The following is a 15,121-nucleotide window of genomic DNA, read 5'->3' as shown; positions in this document are numbered from 1 at the left end:
CCGACGCACTTCCGATCTGGGGTGACCCCGGCTCCGCCGGGCACCGGGCGCTGCCCGGACCCGCGCCTCAAACGCCGGCGAGGCTGGAAGTGGGCCGCGCGGCCCGCCTCGGCGGAGCTGGAGTGTGTGCGGCTCGCCGTTCGCCTGCGGCTTGTCGGGGGTGACCCCGGCTCCGCCGGGTGCCGGGCGCTGCCCGGGCCCGCGCCTCAAACGCCGGCGGGGCTGGATTGTGGCCCCGCTCGGTGGATGGGTGCGGCTTGGCGGGCGCAAGCTCGGCTCCGCCGAAGGGGCTTGGATTTGGGCCGGCCCGCAGTTCGGCCGCGATTGAGTGGTGGGTGACCCCGGCTCCGCCGAAGCCGGGCCTCAAGCGACGGTGGTTGAGGTGGGGGCGGGGCGTCGCCAGTAAGGCCCGGTGTCAGTGGCGGCGTTGGTGGGGGATGGCGGGGAGGGGGCGGTGGGTGTAGGCGTAGGCCGTGGACATCAGGGTCATGTGGTGGTGCCAGCCCGGGAAGGAGCGGCCCTCGAAGTCCAGGAGGCCGAAGTCCTCCGCCAGGGTGGCCAGGGTGGCGCCCGCGCGGGTCGACTGGCGGGTCAGGTGCAGGAGGTCGTCCATGCGGTGGCGGCTCATGTTCGTGAGCCATAGCCGGCCGTCCGGGCGGCCTTCGCCGAAGAGGCGGTAGCCCCGGAGGCCGCCGGTGCCCTTGCCGCCGTCGCCCGGGACGCGGACCAGCGTGGAGTGGATGGGGATGCGGGGGGAGTGGGGGTGGGTGGTGGTGGTGCGGCGGGTGAGGTCGGCTGCCGTGGTTCCGTGGCGGGTGGGCTCGGGGCCCGCCGCGCAGACCGGGAGGGCCGGGGGGACCGAGACCAGGAAGTCGTGGCCGCGGCGGGCCAGGGTGCCGATCAGGGCGGCGGCCCCGGTGAGACGGCTGAGGTCCGCCACCACGGGCGGGCGTACGGCGGTGGTGCGGGCGGCCGTGGCGTCGAGCAGGTCCAGGACCAGGGACTCCGGGCTCTGGTGGACGGCGTCGGCCGAGATGCGGGCCCGCCTGCGCAGGGCGGGATCCGCCGACCAGGACTCGGGGAGCACCAGCCGCCAGTCCACCGGCAGGCTCATCCCGTCCAGGGAGAGGAAGAGGCCGAAGCCGAACTGGCAGTTCACCATGCGGCCGGCGGCCGGGTCGAAGCGGCGGTGCACGCCGACCGAGTGCTCGCCCCGCTTGGGGAAGCAGACCTGGCCGATCGTCCACGCGCGCACCGCGTGACGTTCCTCCACCCAGCGCTGGAGCTCCGTACGGGCCGGATCCCACTCCCACGGGCTCGCGTTGATGAACTGCTGCAGGGACTGCGAGGCCGTCGGTGACTCGGTCACCGAGGCGGCGAGCCTGCGGACGGACTTCTTGCCCGGGGTGGTGAGCAGGCCCTGTAAGTAGACCCGGGCCCATCTGCGCTGGTCGGCCCTCGGTAAGTGGCCGAAGAGGCGTTCTGTGTACTCGTCCAGGGCGGTGTCACCGGCTGCCAGGGCTCGGGTCCGCGTGTGCGCCGTCATCTGTCTCCCCCTTCTGCACGGAGGCGGGCGTGCGTCATCGACGAGCACTAGAATACAGAACGTTCGTTTTTTTTCTAGCGAAACCATGGCGTCCGGCTGACGACTTGGGCACGTTGGTATCCGGCGCCGTCGGCGCCGGCGGCGGTCCCGGCGCGGGGCGGCGGGCAGGGGCGCTTCTTCGTCAAGTCGGCGTTGTGCGCCCCCGCCGCCCGGGTGACGCTGGAGGGAGCCGCCGTCTCCGCGCAGGACGACGGCGAGTGAGGAACCGACCGGATGGCAGTGATAGCACAGTGGTAAAGCAAGAGCGCGGCGTACGCACCCGTAATCATCTGATCTCGGTGGCCGCCGCCGAATTCGACCGCCACGGATACGACGGCACATCCCTGTCCCGGCTGAGCCGTTCCGCCGGAATTTCGATCGGAGCCGTCACCTTCCACTTCTCGGCGAAGGGGGAACTGGCTTCGGCCGTCGAGGATTCGGGCCGGGCCGCCACCCGGAAAGTGGTGGAGGGGGTGACGTCCCGCGGCGAGCCGGCCCTGGACGCCGTCTCCTCGCTCGTCCTCGCCCTCGGCGGGCTGATCGAGACGGACGCCGCCGTGCGCGCCGCCGCCCGGCTGAGTCAGGAACGGGTCGGCGCGGGCCCCGAATGGTGTGGCTGCTGGGTCCCTGACGTCGGGGAATTACTGGAACAGGCCGCGCAGGAAGGGCAGTTGCATCCCGAGGTGGATCCGCGTCCGCTCACCCTGCTGACGGCCCATCTGGTCGGCGGCACGATCGTACGGGCGCGTCGCGGCCGGGACGGGCATCCGCCCGGCTCGGTCGTCGGCGAGCTGAGCGAGCTCTGGCGCCTCGTCCGGCGCCGCGTCGCCGCTCCCGCCGCACGGGGAAATGCCTAAGTAGGCGCATACGGCGTGGAATTCTGGCCGCATTACCCTCGCTGCCCCTAGCGTCGGCGTCATGAATTCCACACCTCCCCGGATAACCAAGGCAGTCATCCCCGCCGCAGGACTCGGTACCCGATTCCTGCCGCTGACGAAGGCCACGCCGAAGGAAATGCTCCCCGTGGTCGACAAGCCGGCCATCCAGTACGTCGTGGAAGAGGCCGTCGCGGCGGGGATGTCCGACATCCTCATGGTCACCGGCCGCAACAAGCGGCCGCTGGAGGACCACTTCGACCGCAACTACGAGCTGGAGGAAGCCCTCCAGCGACGTGGTGATCAGGACAAACTCAACAGCGTCTGCGCCTCCACCGAACTCGCCGACATCCACTACGTCCGCCAGCGCGACCCCAAGGGTCTCGGCCACGCCGTCCTCTGCGCGGCGCCCCACGTCGGCAGCGAGCCGTTCGCCGTGCTCCTGGCCGACGACCTGATCGACCCCCGCGACCCCCTGCTGAGCCGCATGGCCGAGGTCCGCGCCCGGCTCGGCGGCAGTGTCGTCGCCCTCATGGAGGTGGACCCGGACGCGATCCACCTGTACGGATGCGCCGCCGTCGAGCGGCCGGACCCCGCGGGCGGGGACGGCGTACGCATCACCGAGCTCGTCGAGAAGCCCGAGCCCGGCACCGCTCCCAGCAACCTGGCCATCATCGGCCGCTACCTCCTCGACCCCGAGATCTTCGAGGAGTTGCGGCGTACGAGCCCGGGGCGCGGCGGCGAGATCCAGCTCACGGACGCCCTGCGTGCCCTGGTCCGGGCCGGGCGCCCCGTGCACGGCGTGGTCTTCTCCGGCCGCCGCTACGACACCGGGGACCGCGCCGAGTACCTGCGCGCCACGGTCCGGCTCGCCTGCGAGCGCGAGGACCTGGGACCCGGATTCCTCTCCTGGCTGCGGGAGTTCGTACGCGCCGAGGAGCTGGTCGGGGTCTGAGTCGCCCCGGTGGGCGACCGGGGAAGTTCCGCGGTCGCCCACCTCCCACCAGCCATGACGTCGCCAACTTGCCCAGATCTCACCGGACTTCGCTCTCGATGCAGGTTACCGAACGGTAATTACGTAATTTCTTCTCCGGGCCCGGCGAACAGCGCGGGGCCCGAGCCGCCGGGCGGACGAAGAGACCCGAAGAGACCCGAAGGGAGGTGAAGGGATGCGAAGGGAGGTGAACTCCAGCTCCATGGCCGACCCGAGGACCACCCCCCACCTGGCGCCGCCCCCCGGCGCCACGGCCGAAGTGCCGGTCGGCGCACTGCTCGCCGCGGATTCCCCCCGCGCCGTGCACGTCGACGAGGGCCACGCACAGGACCTCGCCCACTCCGGCCGGACCCTGCCGCCGCTGCTGGTGCACCGGACCACGATGCGCGTCATCGACGGGACGCACCGGCTGCGGGCCGCCGTACTGCGCGGCCACGACACCGTGCGCGTCACCTACTTCGACGGCAGCGCCGAGGACGCCTTCGTGCTCTCGGTCGAGGCGAACATCAGCCACGGACTGCCGCTGAACCACGCGGAACGCACCGCCGCGGCGGCCCGCATCCTGCGCACCCACCCCGACTGGTCCGACCGGGGCATCGCCCAGCGCACCGGCCTGGCCGCCAAGACGGTCGGGGCCCTCCGGCGCCGCGAGGCCCCGGACCGGACCCCGCCCGGCCGGGTCGGCCGGGACGGGCGCATCCGCCCGGCCGATCCCGTCCGCGGCCGGGAGGAGGCGGCCCGGCTCCTCGCGGGCCGGCCCACCGCCTCACTGCGGCAGATCGCACGGGAGGCGGGCATCGCGCCCTCCACCGTGCGGGACGTACGGCGCCGGATCGACGAAGGAGCCGATCCCGTGCCCGCCGCCCAGCGGCGCTCCGTCACCACCCCGGCCCCCGCCCCGGACCCGGTGCCCGCCCGGGGCCGCGGGCAGCCACTGCCCGCGCTCGTCACCGGCCTGTGCAAGGACCCCCTGCTCAGGCTGAGCGAGGCGGGCCGGCTGCTGCTGCGCATGCTCGACCTCCAGGTGAGCGCACTGCGCCAGCGGGAACGGATCGTCGCCTCGGTACCCCCGTACCGCGCCGAGACGGCCGCCGCGGCGGCCGCCCAGTGCGCCCGCGACTGGCAGGACCTCTCGGAGGAACTGCGACGACGCGCTACGGCGCACCCCCCTGCCTGAGCCGGCTTCCCCGGCGAAGAACGGCCTTCGACGTGGAAGGCCCCCGTTGTGATCGAAAGATCGAAAGGATGTATGGCGATGTCGGTTGTCGAGGGAGCGCGTGTTGACGCGGATTCGGGGGAGGGGGGAGGAGCCGAGGGCCCCGTTCGCCTGGACGGACGTCTCAAGCTGATCCTCGTCGTCCTGCTGGTGGCGCAGTTCATGCTGGCGGTGGACTTCTCGATCCTGAATGTGGCCCTGCCGGTGATCGGTGACGGGCTCGGGTTCTCGCTGTCGAACCTGCAGTGGATCGCGACCTCGTTCGCGTTGTGCGCGGCCGGTTTCACGCTGCTGTTCGGTCGGGTCGCGGACCTGTTCGGGCGGCGGCGGCTGTTCCTGGGGGGCCTGGCGGTACTGGGCCTGTCGTCCCTGGTCGGTGGCCTGGCCACCTCGCCGGAGATGCTGATCGTGGCCCGCGTCTTCCAGGGCCTGGCGACGGCTGCCGTGACCCCGGCCGGTCTGTCCCTGCTGACCACCTCCTTCCCCGAAGGGCCGCTGCGGCAGAAGGCGTTGGGGCTCAACGGCGCGCTGATGTCGGCCGGTTTCACCACCGGCGCGATCCTCGGCGGTGTGCTCACGGACCTGCTGTCCTGGCGCTGGGCCTTCTTCATCAACGTGCCGGTGGCGCTGGCGGTGCTGTTCATCGCCCCGGCGGTCATCAAGGAATCCCGCCCCGCCGAGCGCCCGAAGCTGGACGTCCCCGGCGCCACCGCCGTGACCCTGGGTCTGCTGGCCCTGATCTACGGGCTGACGCAGGCGGGCGAGCACGGCTGGGGAGCCCCGTCCGCGCTGGGCTGGCTCGCGGCCGGTGTGGTGCTGCTCATCGCCTTCTATGTGATCGAGTCGAAGTCCGCCGCCCCGCTGGTGCCCGTCTCCGTACTCAAGAAGAAGACCGTGGCCTGGGGCAATATCGCCGGCCTGATCGCCTTCCTGACCGAGACCAGCCTGGTCTTCCTCATGACCCTCTACCTCCAGGAAGTCCTGGACTTCTCGCCCCTCACGGCCGGTCTGTCCTTCGGTGTCCTGGGCATCGGCACGGTCATCGGCGGTTCGATCGCACCGCGCGTCATCGGCGCGGTCGGCACCCGCTCCACGCTGATCATCGGTGGTGTGCTCCAGGCCGTCGCCACGCTCAGCCTGGTCGCCCTCGGTGAGACCTCGGCGTCGATGTGGCTGCTGCTGATCGCCACCTTCGCGGGCGGCGTCGGCAACATGCTGGTGATCGTCGGCTTCATGGTGACGGCGACGACCGGCCTCCCCGACCACGAGCAGGGCATGGCCACGGGTCTGGCGACGATGACCCAGCAGATCGGTATCACCATGGGTACGCCGATCATGTCCGCGGTCGTCGCGGCGAACACGGACATCCACGCGGGCATCACCACCGCCGTCATCGTCAACACCGCCGTGGTCGTCCTCGGCATCCTCACCACCGTCCTCTTCCTCCGGAACAAGGCCGCGAAGGACCTCGCCGCCACCGGCTGAGGCTTCCCACCGCCCCATCCCCCCCGAGGCGTCCCGGCACGGTCGGCGTCCACCCCCCCCCGGACCCGCCGCCCGTGCCGGGCCGCCCCCTCCCCAAGGAACCTGATGGACCTCCACATCGAAGACCGCGTGTACCTCGTCACCGGCGCGTCCTCCGGGATCGGCGCCGCGACCGTCCAGGTGCTGGCCGCCGAAGGTGCCACCGTCGTCGGTGTCGCCCGTAAGCCGTGGAGCACCGAAGCCCTCGGCGAGCGGGTCAGCACCCTCACCGCCGACCTCACCGACCCCGACGCCGCCCGGGAGATCGCCGACGCGGTGATCGAGCGCCACGGCCGGCTCGACGGCCTCGTGAACAACGCCGGCGCGCTGGAATCCCGTACCGGCTTCCTCGACGTGACCGACGAGCAGTGGAAGCAGACCTTCGAGGTCAACTTCCACTCGGCGGTCCGCATGACCCGGGCCGCCCTCCCCGCCCTGCTCGACTCCGGCGCGGGCGCCGTCGTCCACGTGGCCAGCGAGGCGGCCCGCTACCCCGAGGCCGGCATCGTCGACTACGCCGCGAGCAAGACCGCGCTGCTGTCCCTCTCCAAGTCCCTCGCCGCGGAGTTCGGCGCCCGCGCCGTCCGCTCCAACGTCGTCTCGCCAGGCCCCACCCGGACGGCTCTCTTCGACGCTCCCGGAGGCTTCGCCGAACAGCTCGGGGAGCGCTTCGGGCTGCCCGCCGACGAGGCCGTCGAGCACTTCGTCCGCGAGGTGCGCCGGCTGCCCAGCGGCCGTATCGGGACCCCCGAGGACGTCGCGGGGGTCATCGCGTACCTGCTGTCGCCGCTGGCGGGCCAGGTCACCGGCGCCGAGTGGAGCGTCGACGGCGGCGCCCTGCGGCAGATCTGACCGGCCGATGCGTGCCTCACTCCTCGCCCTCGCGGTCGGCGCCTTCGGGATCGGGACCACCGAGTTCGTCATCGTCGGCCTGCTCCCCGAAGTGGCCGACGACCTGTCCGTGTCCATCCCCTCCGCCGGCATGCTCGTCACCGGCTACGCCTTGGGCGTGGTCGTCGGCGCGCCGCTGATGACGGCCGCCGGTGCCCGGCTTCCCCGCAAGACCATGCTTGTCGTGCTCATGGCAATCTTTATCGCGGGCAACCTGCTCTGCGCCCTCGCCGGGGACTACGCCTCCCTCATGGGCGGGCGGCTGATCGCGGCCCTCACGCACGGCGCCTTCTTCGGCATCGGCTCCGTCGTCGCGGCGGACCTGGTGGCCCCCGACCGGCGGGCCAGTGCCATCGCCCTGATGTTCACCGGCCTCACCCTGGCCAATGTGCTCGGTGTGCCGCTGGGCACCTTCCTGGGCCAGGAGTTCGGCTGGCGCTCGACCTTCTGGGCGGTCACGGCCATCGGGGTCCTCGGACTGCTCGCCCTGCTCACGCTGGTCCCGGCGCAGCCGGCGCCGGAGCGCGGGGCGCTCCGGGGTGAACTGGCCGTCTTCCGCAGGCCGCAGGTGTGGCTGGCGCTGGCCACGACCGTGCTGGGCTTCGGCGGGGTCTTCGCCTCCTTCACCTATCTCGCGCCGATGATGACGGAGCTGGCCGGCTTCTCCGACGGGGCCGTCGCCTGGCTGCTCGTCCTCTTCGGGGCCGGGCTGTGCGTGGGCAACGTGCTCGGCGGCCGCGCCGCCGACCGGGCCCTGATGCCCAGCCTGTACCTGATCCTCGGCGGCCTCAGCCTGGTGCTGGTGGTCTTCACCTTCACCTCCCGGGCCGCCCTGCCCGCCGCGGTCACCCTGGCCGCCTTCGGCGCGATCGGCTTCGCCACCGTGCCGCCGCTCCAGGCCCGGGTGATGCAGCAGGCCGCCGGGGCCCCGGCGCTCGCCTCCGCCGCGAACATCGCGGCCTTCAACCTCGGCAACGCCCTCGGCGCCTGGCTCGGCGGCCTGGCCGTCGCGCACGGCCTGGGCTGGACCGCGCCGACCTGGATCGGCGCCGGACTCGCCGCCGCGGGCCTGGGTACCGCGGCCCTCTCCGGCCGCCTCGACCGCCGGGGCGGCGCCCGGCCCGCCCTGCCGGACAAGGCTCACCTCGCGGAACCGCAGCCCGTCCCCGCACAGCTCCCCGCTCCCGGTGTCGCGTACGGCACCCACCCCATCGTCGAACAGAAGTCGAGGTAGCACCATGAACGGTGTCGATCGCCGGACCATGCTCACCCGTAGCGCGGCCGTCGTCGGAGGCGCGGCCGTGGCCGGCGCCCTCGCCGGGCCCGCGTCCGCCGCCACGGCCCCCGAGGCGGCCGCGGCCGCCGCCGGTACCACCGGGACGGGAGCCGTCGTACGGCCGGGGGATCCGCGCTACGAGATGCTGACCACCGGCAACAACCAGCGGTTCGTGGCCCGTCCGCACTACGTCAAGATGATCCGCTCCACCGCCGACGCCGAACGCGCCCTCAGAGACGCCGTCCGGGCCGGCAAGCGGGTCTCCGTCCGCAGCGGCGGCCACTGCTTCGCGGACTTCGCCGCGCACCCCGGGACCGAGGTGATCCTCGACTTCTCGGAGATGACGTACGTCGGCTACGACCCCACGTTCCGGGCGTTCGTCGTCGAGTCGGGGGCCCGCCTGATCAATGTCTACGAGGCCCTGTACAAGGGCTGGGGCGTGACCATACCCGGCGGCATCTGCTACAGCGTCGGGGCCGGCGGGCACATCGTCGGCGGCGGCTACGGGCTGCTGTCCCGGGCCCACGGCCTCGTCGTCGACCACCTCTACGCCGTGGAGGTCGTCGTCACCGACGAGCGGGGCGGCGTCCGCACCGTGGTCGCCACCCGGGAGAAGAACGACCCCCACCGCGACCTGTGGTGGGCGCACACCGGCGGCGGCGGGGGCAACTTCGGCCTGGTGACCCGCTACTGGTTCCGCTCCCCGGGCGCCAAGGGCAGCGAGCCCTCCGAGCAGCTGATCTCCCCGCCCTCGAAGGTCCTGGTCAGCGCCATCGACTTCCCGTGGGAGCAGCTGACGGAGGCACGCTTCACCCGGCTGCTCAAGAACTTCGGCGCCTGGCACGCCGCCCACAGCGCGCCCGACTCCCCCTACCGCAACCTCTCCAGCCTCTTCAACGTCAGCTCCAAGGCCCATGGCAGCGTGGGCATGTTCACCCAGGTCGACGCAACCGTCCCGGGCGCGCGCAAGCTGCTCGACGACTACCTGGCGGCCATCACCGCCGGTACGGGCATCACCCCGCGGGCACTCAGCCGCCCCACGGGCGAGCTGCCCGCCATGCCGCAGCTCGCGGAGCCCCGTACGCTGCCCTGGCTCCAGGCGACCCGGCTCGTCGGCACCAACAACCCCACCATCACCAACCCCACCTCGCGCGGGGCCCACAAGTCCGCCTACATGCGCAAGAACTTCACGGACCATCAGATCCAGGCGCTGTACCGGCACATGAGCCGGCCGGACTTCAAGAACCCCGACACCATGCTCGTGCTGTTCTCCTTCGGCGGCCAGGTCAACGCCGTCGCACCCGACGCCACGGCCAACGCGCAGCGGACGTCCATCTTCAAGATGTGCTTCCAGACCTTCTGGCAGGAGGAGAGCGAGGACGCCTTCTACCTGGGCTGGCTGCGCGGCCTGTACGAGGACTTCTTCGCGCCGACCGGAGGCGTGCCGCTGATCGACGACAGCACCGACGGCTGCTACATCAACTACCCCGACCGCGACATCACCGACCCGCGGCGCAACCGGTCCGGTGTGCCCTGGCAGACGCTGTACTACAAGGACAACTACCCGCGCCTGCAGCAGGTGAAGAAGCGGTACGACCCCTCCGACTTCTTCCGCCACTCCATGTCCATCAAGCCCGCCCGGAGCTGACCCCACACCGGCCCTCCGCCGGCCGTTTCCCCTGATCAGAGGCCCCGCACTCCTGCCCCCGGAGTGCGGGGCCTCTTGCGTGCCCGCTCGCCTGTTCGAGTGGCCGCGGGGTGTTCGTTGACTCCCCGGGCCGCTCCGGGAAAGCTGGGTCCTGGCCGGAAGAGGGCAGCCGAAAAGCCCCTCGCAGTGAGATCCGATCCCCTGGCCGCCCCACCCACCGCAGGACCCGCGGCACCGCCATGCCCGCGGCCCCGCCCCGCCACGGCCCGATTCCCGACCCCTGAGGAAGTAGAGGAAAACCATGCGTTCCGTCGCCGTAGTCCTCGGCACCCGGCCGGAAGCCATCAAGTTCGCGCCCGTCATCCGCGCCCTCCAGGACGACCCGCGCTTCGAGCCCGTCGTGATCTCCACCGGCCAGCACCGCCAGATGCTCGACGAGACCCTCGACGCCTTCGGCCTCACCGCCGACGTCGACCTCAAGGTGATGGCCCCCAAGCAGACCCTCTCCCAGGTCACCTACCGCTCGCTGCGCGGCCTGGAGGACTACTTCGCCGCCACACCCGCCGACGCCGTCCTCGTCCACGGGGACACCGCCACCACCCTCACCGGCGCCCTGGCCGGATTCCACCAGCGCATCCCCGTCGTCCACGTCGAGGCCGGACTGCGCAGCGGCCGGCTCGGCTCGCCCTTCCCCGAGGAGGGCAACAGACGGCTCGTCGCCCAGGTCGCCGCCCTCCACCTGGCCCCCACCCCCGGCAACCTCGCCAACCTGCTGCGCGAGGGCATCACCGCCGACACCGTCTGCGTCACCGGCAACACCGTCATCGACGCCCTGCGCTGGGCCAGCGGCCGCGCCGACAGCTACGGCGACCCCGCCCTGGCCGACCTCGACACCGACCCCCGCCAGGTGATCCTCGCCTCCGCGCACCGCCGCGAAGCCTGGCCGCACCTGCCGCAGATCGGGCAGGCCCTGGCCCGTATCGCCGACGAGCCCGGCGTGCGCGTCGTCGTACCGCTGCACCGCAACCCCGTCGTCCGCGAGGCGCTGCTGCCGCACATCGGGGACCACCCGGCCATCACCGTCACCGACCCGCTGCCCTACCTCAGCTTCTGCAAGCTGATGGGCCGCGCCGACATCATCGTCTCCGACAGCAGCGGCAGCCAGGAGGAGGGCCCCGCCCTCGGCAAGCCCACCCTCGTCCTCGGCAGCGTCACCGAGCGCTCCGAGGCCATCGTCGCCGGCACCGCCTGCCTCGTCGGCACGGCCACCGAGGGCATCGTCGGCCACACCCTCGAACTGCTCCGCGACCGGGCCGCCTACGACCGGATGGCCAACGCCGCCAACCCGTACGGCGACGGACGGGCCACCGAGCGCACCGTGGCGGCCCTCGCCCACTTCTTCGGCCTCGGGCCCGCCCCCGAGCCCTTCGTCCCCGACAGCGCCGCCGACGAGCTCAGCGTCGAGCTGGCCCGCACCGCCGACTTCGCCCGCACCTGAGCGACGTACCCGGCCGGGGCAGCCGGCCGAGGCACCTGACCGAGGCATCCGACCGAGAGGAAGCGCATGAGCGCCACCCCGTCCGCCAGCGAACGCCCGCTGAATTTCAGCACCCCGTACCTGAGGGCCGACCTCGTGCGTGACGCCGTGGACTACACCGTCGAAGGCCGCACCATCGTCGTCAACCCCGGCGTGACGCCCGTGACCATCGCGGAGGAGCCGCGCAAGACCATCCCCCCGCTCTCCTCCACCGTCCTCGCCGACACCCGCATCGAGAAGGCCGACGCCCTCCTCCTGCTGCGCACCGCCCCCGACGGCACCGACGTCACCGGCATCACCGCCGAGCCCGGCTGGTCCCACCTCGCGGACCTGCTCGCCCCCGGCGAGTTCCCGCACGGCACCCCGCTCCACCGCAGCCCCCAGGACGAGATCAACACCGTCCTGTTCGACCCGGCCCACGTGCTCGGCGAACGCGAGACGGCCACCGACCTGCGCGAGTTCACCGTCCGCGCGAACCTCTGGTTCTCGCCCGCAGGCACCGACTGCGCCGTCCACAACCAGCACGACTTCATCGAGGTCCACACCCAGGTCCACGGCCTCGGCCGGATGCAGCGCTTCCGCGACCGCGACCACGCCTCGCTCTACCAGGACGTCCTGATGAGCCCCGGCTACACCACCCCCGACCCGTTCTGTGCCACGGGCCCCCAGTGCACCTACCACTACCCCTGGCACCAGTACCGGGCCGACACCGACTGCATCTGGCTCGCCATCGAGTACCACCCCGTACCCCGCGCCCTGCGCACCCTCCGCCCCGCCACCGCCCTCACCCCTCTGGAGACCCGGCCATGACCGCCACCGGCAAGCACACCGAGAACGCCCTGCGCACCCCGAAGTTCACCGCCGAGGTCGTCGCCGACCAGCTCCGCGACGGCTACTGGCTGGAGGCCCCCGACATCGACGGTGACGGAAAGCCCGACCTGTTCGGCTACGGGCTGCGCCTCGGGGAGATCTACTGGTACGCCAACGACGGCGACTGGACCCGCCGCCTGATAGCCGACCGGATCAAGATGCCCGTCGGCGCCGACTTCGCGGACGTCAGTGGCAACGGCCACCCCGACGTCATCGTCTGCTACGACCTCTACGGCCCGATCGGCACCATCCACGACGCCAACACCGAGGGCGGCAAGATCGACTGGCTGGAGAACCCGGGCACCCCCGACAAGGACGAGTCCCGCTGGAAGCGCCACTACGTCGGCCGCGCCACCGGCATGCACCGGCTGCGCGCCGGCCACTTCACCCGCACCGACCGGCTCCAGATCATCGGCCTGCCGATCGTCGCCAAGGAGGACGTCCACGCCGTCCTGCCGGTGGTGCTGTTCACCCAGCCCGACGATGTGCACACGGCCGAGGAATGGCCGATGACCGTCATCGACGACAGCCACTTCCGGATGATCCACGGAGCCGAGAAGAAGCGGGGCCTCGTCCCCGGCTCCGACCTCGAATCCCTGCTGCTGGCCTCCGACGAGGGCGTCACCTGGCTCTGGTACGACGAGGCCCGCCAGGAGTGGATCCGCGAGCTGATCGGCACCGGCGAGCTCACCCAGTTCGAGCAGACCGGCTTCCGCGGCAGCGGCGACCTCAACGCGGGCCGCCTCGGTGACGACCCGATGGCCTACGTCGCCGCCATCGAGCCCTTCCACGGCAACACCGTCGCCGTCTACACCAAGGACACCGCGGGCGAGGGCTGGAACCGGGTCCTGCTCGACGTGTACGGGGACCCCAACGAGAACGGCGAGGGCCCCGGCCACCAGATCGTCTGCGCCGACTTCGACGGCGACGGCGACGACGAGTTCCTGGTGGCCCTGCGAGGCCCGTGGCCCTGGCAGGGCGTCATGTACTACAAGGCCATCGACGCCGCGAACGGCATCTGGGCCAAATGGCGGGTCTCCGAGGAGTCCGTCGCCCGCATCGCCACCGCCGACTTCAACGGCGACGGCCGCCTGGACTTCGCCACCATCGCCTACTCGGTGCAGAACTACTACGTGGCCAAGGAGGCCAAGCTCATGCTCTACCGCAACCAGATCGAGCAGTAGAGCCCCCGGACGGGCAGTCCCGCCCCTTCCGCGAAGCTCCCTCCGCGAAGCCCATTCCGCGAAGCCCCTTCCGCGACGCCCGCTCCCCGCGACGCCCCCGCGCGCGCCGCCCGGGACCGTGCCCCACCCGCCGTACGGCGGATCCCGGCCCCGGGCGGCCGTCCCCCCCCGCACCCTCTCCCACACCTCTTCCGAAAGAGCGATTCCCTGTGGCCTCCACGACGTCCTCCGACGCCGCGAAGCGGGCGAAGCTGCCCTCACTGACCGGCCTGCGGTTCTTCGCCGCCCTCTCCGTCTTCTTCTTCCACTCCTCCCTCACCGACTCCCCGATCCCGCCCAACGCCCCCATCAACCCCTTCGCCGACGCCGGCATCGCGGACTGGTTCTCCACCGCCTTCGGCAAGGCCGGCTACCTGGGCGTCTCCTTCTTCTTCGTGCTCTCCGGCTTCGTCCTGGCCTGGGCCGCCAAACCCGGCGAGCCCGTCACCGCGTTCCTCCGCCGCCGGCTGCTGAAGATCTTCCCCAACCACCTCGTCGTCTTCGCCGCCGCGATGCTGCTCTTCGCCGGCTCGGCCGTCACCGGAGTCGTCGACTGGCTGCCGAACCTGCTGCTCATCCACACCTGGTGGCCGCAGCCCACCGTCAACCTCAGCGTCAACCCGCCCAGCTGGTCCCTCGGCAGCGAGCTGCTGTTCTACATGCTCTTCCCCGCGCTCATCGTCCCGATCCGCAAGCTCCGCGGCCGGACCGCCCTGTGGGGCTGGAGCGCCGCGATGATCGCCGGGATGGTCGCCGTCCAGCTCATCGCCACCTACTTCGTCCCCGACACCCCGAAGTCCACCATCACGCCCATCTCCGGCATGCAGTTCTGGTTCGGCTACCTGCTCCCCGCCGGCCGCCTCTTCGAGTTCGTCCTCGGCATCCTGCTCGCCCGCATCGTCCTCGCCGGGCTGTGGCCGCGCCGCGTCGGCCTCGGCGTCTCCCTCGCGCTCACCGTGCTCGGCTACGCCGCCGCGCTCGTCGCGCCCTTCCAGTACGGCTTCGTCGTCGCCACGATCGTCCCCGTCGCCGCGCTCATCGGCGCCACCGCCCACGCCGACGTCGAGGGCCGCAGCACCTTCCTGCGCAGCCGCCCCATGGTCTGGCTCGGCGAGGTCTCCTTCGGCTTCTACCTGGTCCAGGGCGTCACGATCTTCTACCTGCGCTCCCTGCTCGGCGAGCACACCTACGGCGTGCCCGTCGCCCTCCTCGTCGTCGCCGGCTTCTTCGCCGCCTCCCTGCTGGGCGGCTGGCTCCTCTACCGCTTCGTGGAGATGCCCGTCATGCGCCGCTTCGGCCGCGCCCGCCCCCGTACGCGGACCACCCCGGCCCCGGTCCCGGTCGCGCCCCGCGAACCGGCCGGGGACCGCACCCCCGTCAGCGCGGCCACCCGCGACTGACCGCCGCCCCACCGCTCACGGCCCTGCCGCTCCCGCCCTACCGCTCACCGCCCGCGTCGGCATCCGCCGGCGCGGGCTCCTG

Annotated in this window: 12 protein-coding genes; 11 read left to right on the top strand and 1 reads right to left on the bottom strand. The window is 72.0% G+C overall.

What is annotated here, in order from left to right:
• Positions 1-415: 415 nt before the first annotated feature.
• Positions 416-1,546 (bottom strand): transposase, encoded by a 1,131-nt coding sequence (locus ABZ873_RS31960; RefSeq protein ID WP_360879596.1) that lies wholly within the window; start codon positions 1,544-1,546, stop codon positions 416-418.
• A gap of 290 nt (positions 1,547-1,836) precedes the next feature.
• Between ABZ873_RS31960 and ABZ873_RS31955 the strand changes: the two genes are divergently transcribed.
• The 11 genes from ABZ873_RS31955 (at position 1,837) to ABZ873_RS31905 (ending at position 15,039) form a co-directional block, all read left to right on the top strand.
• On the top strand, positions 1,837-2,442 hold the full coding sequence (locus ABZ873_RS31955; protein ID WP_360879593.1) for a TetR/AcrR family transcriptional regulator: 606 nt from the start codon (positions 1,837-1,839) through the stop codon (positions 2,440-2,442).
• Positions 2,443-2,503: 61 nt separating this feature from the next.
• Entirely contained in the window at positions 2,504-3,415 is a 912-nt protein-coding gene (gene galU / locus ABZ873_RS31950) for a UTP--glucose-1-phosphate uridylyltransferase GalU (RefSeq protein WP_360879590.1), read from the top strand.
• Positions 3,416-3,629: 214 nt separating this feature from the next.
• On the top strand, positions 3,630-4,631 hold the full coding sequence (locus tag ABZ873_RS31945) for a ParB N-terminal domain-containing protein (protein WP_360879587.1): 1,002 nt from the start codon (positions 3,630-3,632) through the stop codon (positions 4,629-4,631).
• A 78-nt stretch (positions 4,632-4,709) separates the two neighbouring features.
• The gene (locus tag ABZ873_RS31940) at positions 4,710-6,155 is read left to right on the top strand and encodes a DHA2 family efflux MFS transporter permease subunit (RefSeq protein WP_360879584.1); all 1,446 of its coding nucleotides are present in this window, start codon (positions 4,710-4,712) and stop codon (positions 6,153-6,155) included.
• Positions 6,156-6,260: 105 nt separating this feature from the next.
• A complete protein-coding gene (locus ABZ873_RS31935; RefSeq protein WP_360879581.1) occupies positions 6,261-7,046 on the top strand; it encodes an SDR family oxidoreductase in 786 nt (261 codons plus the stop codon).
• Between the two features lie 7 nt (positions 7,047-7,053).
• Positions 7,054-8,319 (top strand): MFS transporter, encoded by a 1,266-nt coding sequence (locus ABZ873_RS31930; RefSeq protein WP_360879578.1) that lies wholly within the window; start codon positions 7,054-7,056, stop codon positions 8,317-8,319.
• 4 nt (positions 8,320-8,323) lie between these two features.
• Positions 8,324-10,009, top strand: a complete 1,686-nt coding sequence (locus ABZ873_RS31925; protein WP_360879575.1) for a BBE domain-containing protein — start codon at positions 8,324-8,326, stop codon at positions 10,007-10,009.
• 301 nt (positions 10,010-10,310) lie between these two features.
• The gene (gene wecB, locus ABZ873_RS31920) at positions 10,311-11,507 is read left to right on the top strand and encodes a UDP-N-acetylglucosamine 2-epimerase (non-hydrolyzing) (RefSeq protein ID WP_360879572.1); all 1,197 of its coding nucleotides are present in this window, start codon (positions 10,311-10,313) and stop codon (positions 11,505-11,507) included.
• 66 nt (positions 11,508-11,573) lie between these two features.
• On the top strand, positions 11,574-12,356 hold the full coding sequence (locus tag ABZ873_RS31915; RefSeq protein ID WP_360879570.1) for a hypothetical protein: 783 nt from the start codon (positions 11,574-11,576) through the stop codon (positions 12,354-12,356).
• The gene (locus tag ABZ873_RS31910; protein WP_360879567.1) at positions 12,353-13,600 is read left to right on the top strand and encodes a VCBS repeat-containing protein; all 1,248 of its coding nucleotides are present in this window, start codon (positions 12,353-12,355) and stop codon (positions 13,598-13,600) included. The genes ABZ873_RS31915 and ABZ873_RS31910 overlap by 4 nt, the downstream gene beginning before the upstream one ends.
• A 209-nt stretch (positions 13,601-13,809) precedes the next feature.
• Entirely contained in the window at positions 13,810-15,039 is a 1,230-nt protein-coding gene (locus tag ABZ873_RS31905; protein WP_360879564.1) for an acyltransferase, read from the top strand.
• The last annotated feature ends 82 nt before the right edge of the window (positions 15,040-15,121 follow it).

Origin of the sequence: Streptomyces sp. NPDC047014 (genome assembly GCF_040644195.1) — a bacterium.
GTDB lineage: Bacteria > Actinomycetota > Actinomycetes > Streptomycetales > Streptomycetaceae > Streptomyces.
This window is presented reverse-complemented; position numbering and strand designations above follow the sequence as displayed.

Coding starts and splice junctions, on each gene's coding strand:
- ABZ873_RS31960 (WP_360879596.1), bottom strand. CDS start 1,546: ATGACGGCGCACACGCGGACCCGAGCCCTGGCAGCCGGTGACACCGCC.
- galU (WP_360879590.1), top strand. CDS start 2,504: ATGAATTCCACACCTCCCCGGATAACCAAGGCAGTCATCCCCGCCGCA.
- ABZ873_RS31945 (WP_360879587.1), top strand. CDS start 3,630: ATGCGAAGGGAGGTGAACTCCAGCTCCATGGCCGACCCGAGGACCACC.
- ABZ873_RS31940 (WP_360879584.1), top strand. CDS start 4,710: ATGTCGGTTGTCGAGGGAGCGCGTGTTGACGCGGATTCGGGGGAGGGG.
- ABZ873_RS31935 (WP_360879581.1), top strand. CDS start 6,261: ATGGACCTCCACATCGAAGACCGCGTGTACCTCGTCACCGGCGCGTCC.
- ABZ873_RS31930 (WP_360879578.1), top strand. CDS start 7,054: ATGCGTGCCTCACTCCTCGCCCTCGCGGTCGGCGCCTTCGGGATCGGG.
- ABZ873_RS31925 (WP_360879575.1), top strand. CDS start 8,324: ATGAACGGTGTCGATCGCCGGACCATGCTCACCCGTAGCGCGGCCGTC.
- wecB (WP_360879572.1), top strand. CDS start 10,311: ATGCGTTCCGTCGCCGTAGTCCTCGGCACCCGGCCGGAAGCCATCAAG.
- ABZ873_RS31915 (WP_360879570.1), top strand. CDS start 11,574: ATGAGCGCCACCCCGTCCGCCAGCGAACGCCCGCTGAATTTCAGCACC.
- ABZ873_RS31910 (WP_360879567.1), top strand. CDS start 12,353: ATGACCGCCACCGGCAAGCACACCGAGAACGCCCTGCGCACCCCGAAG.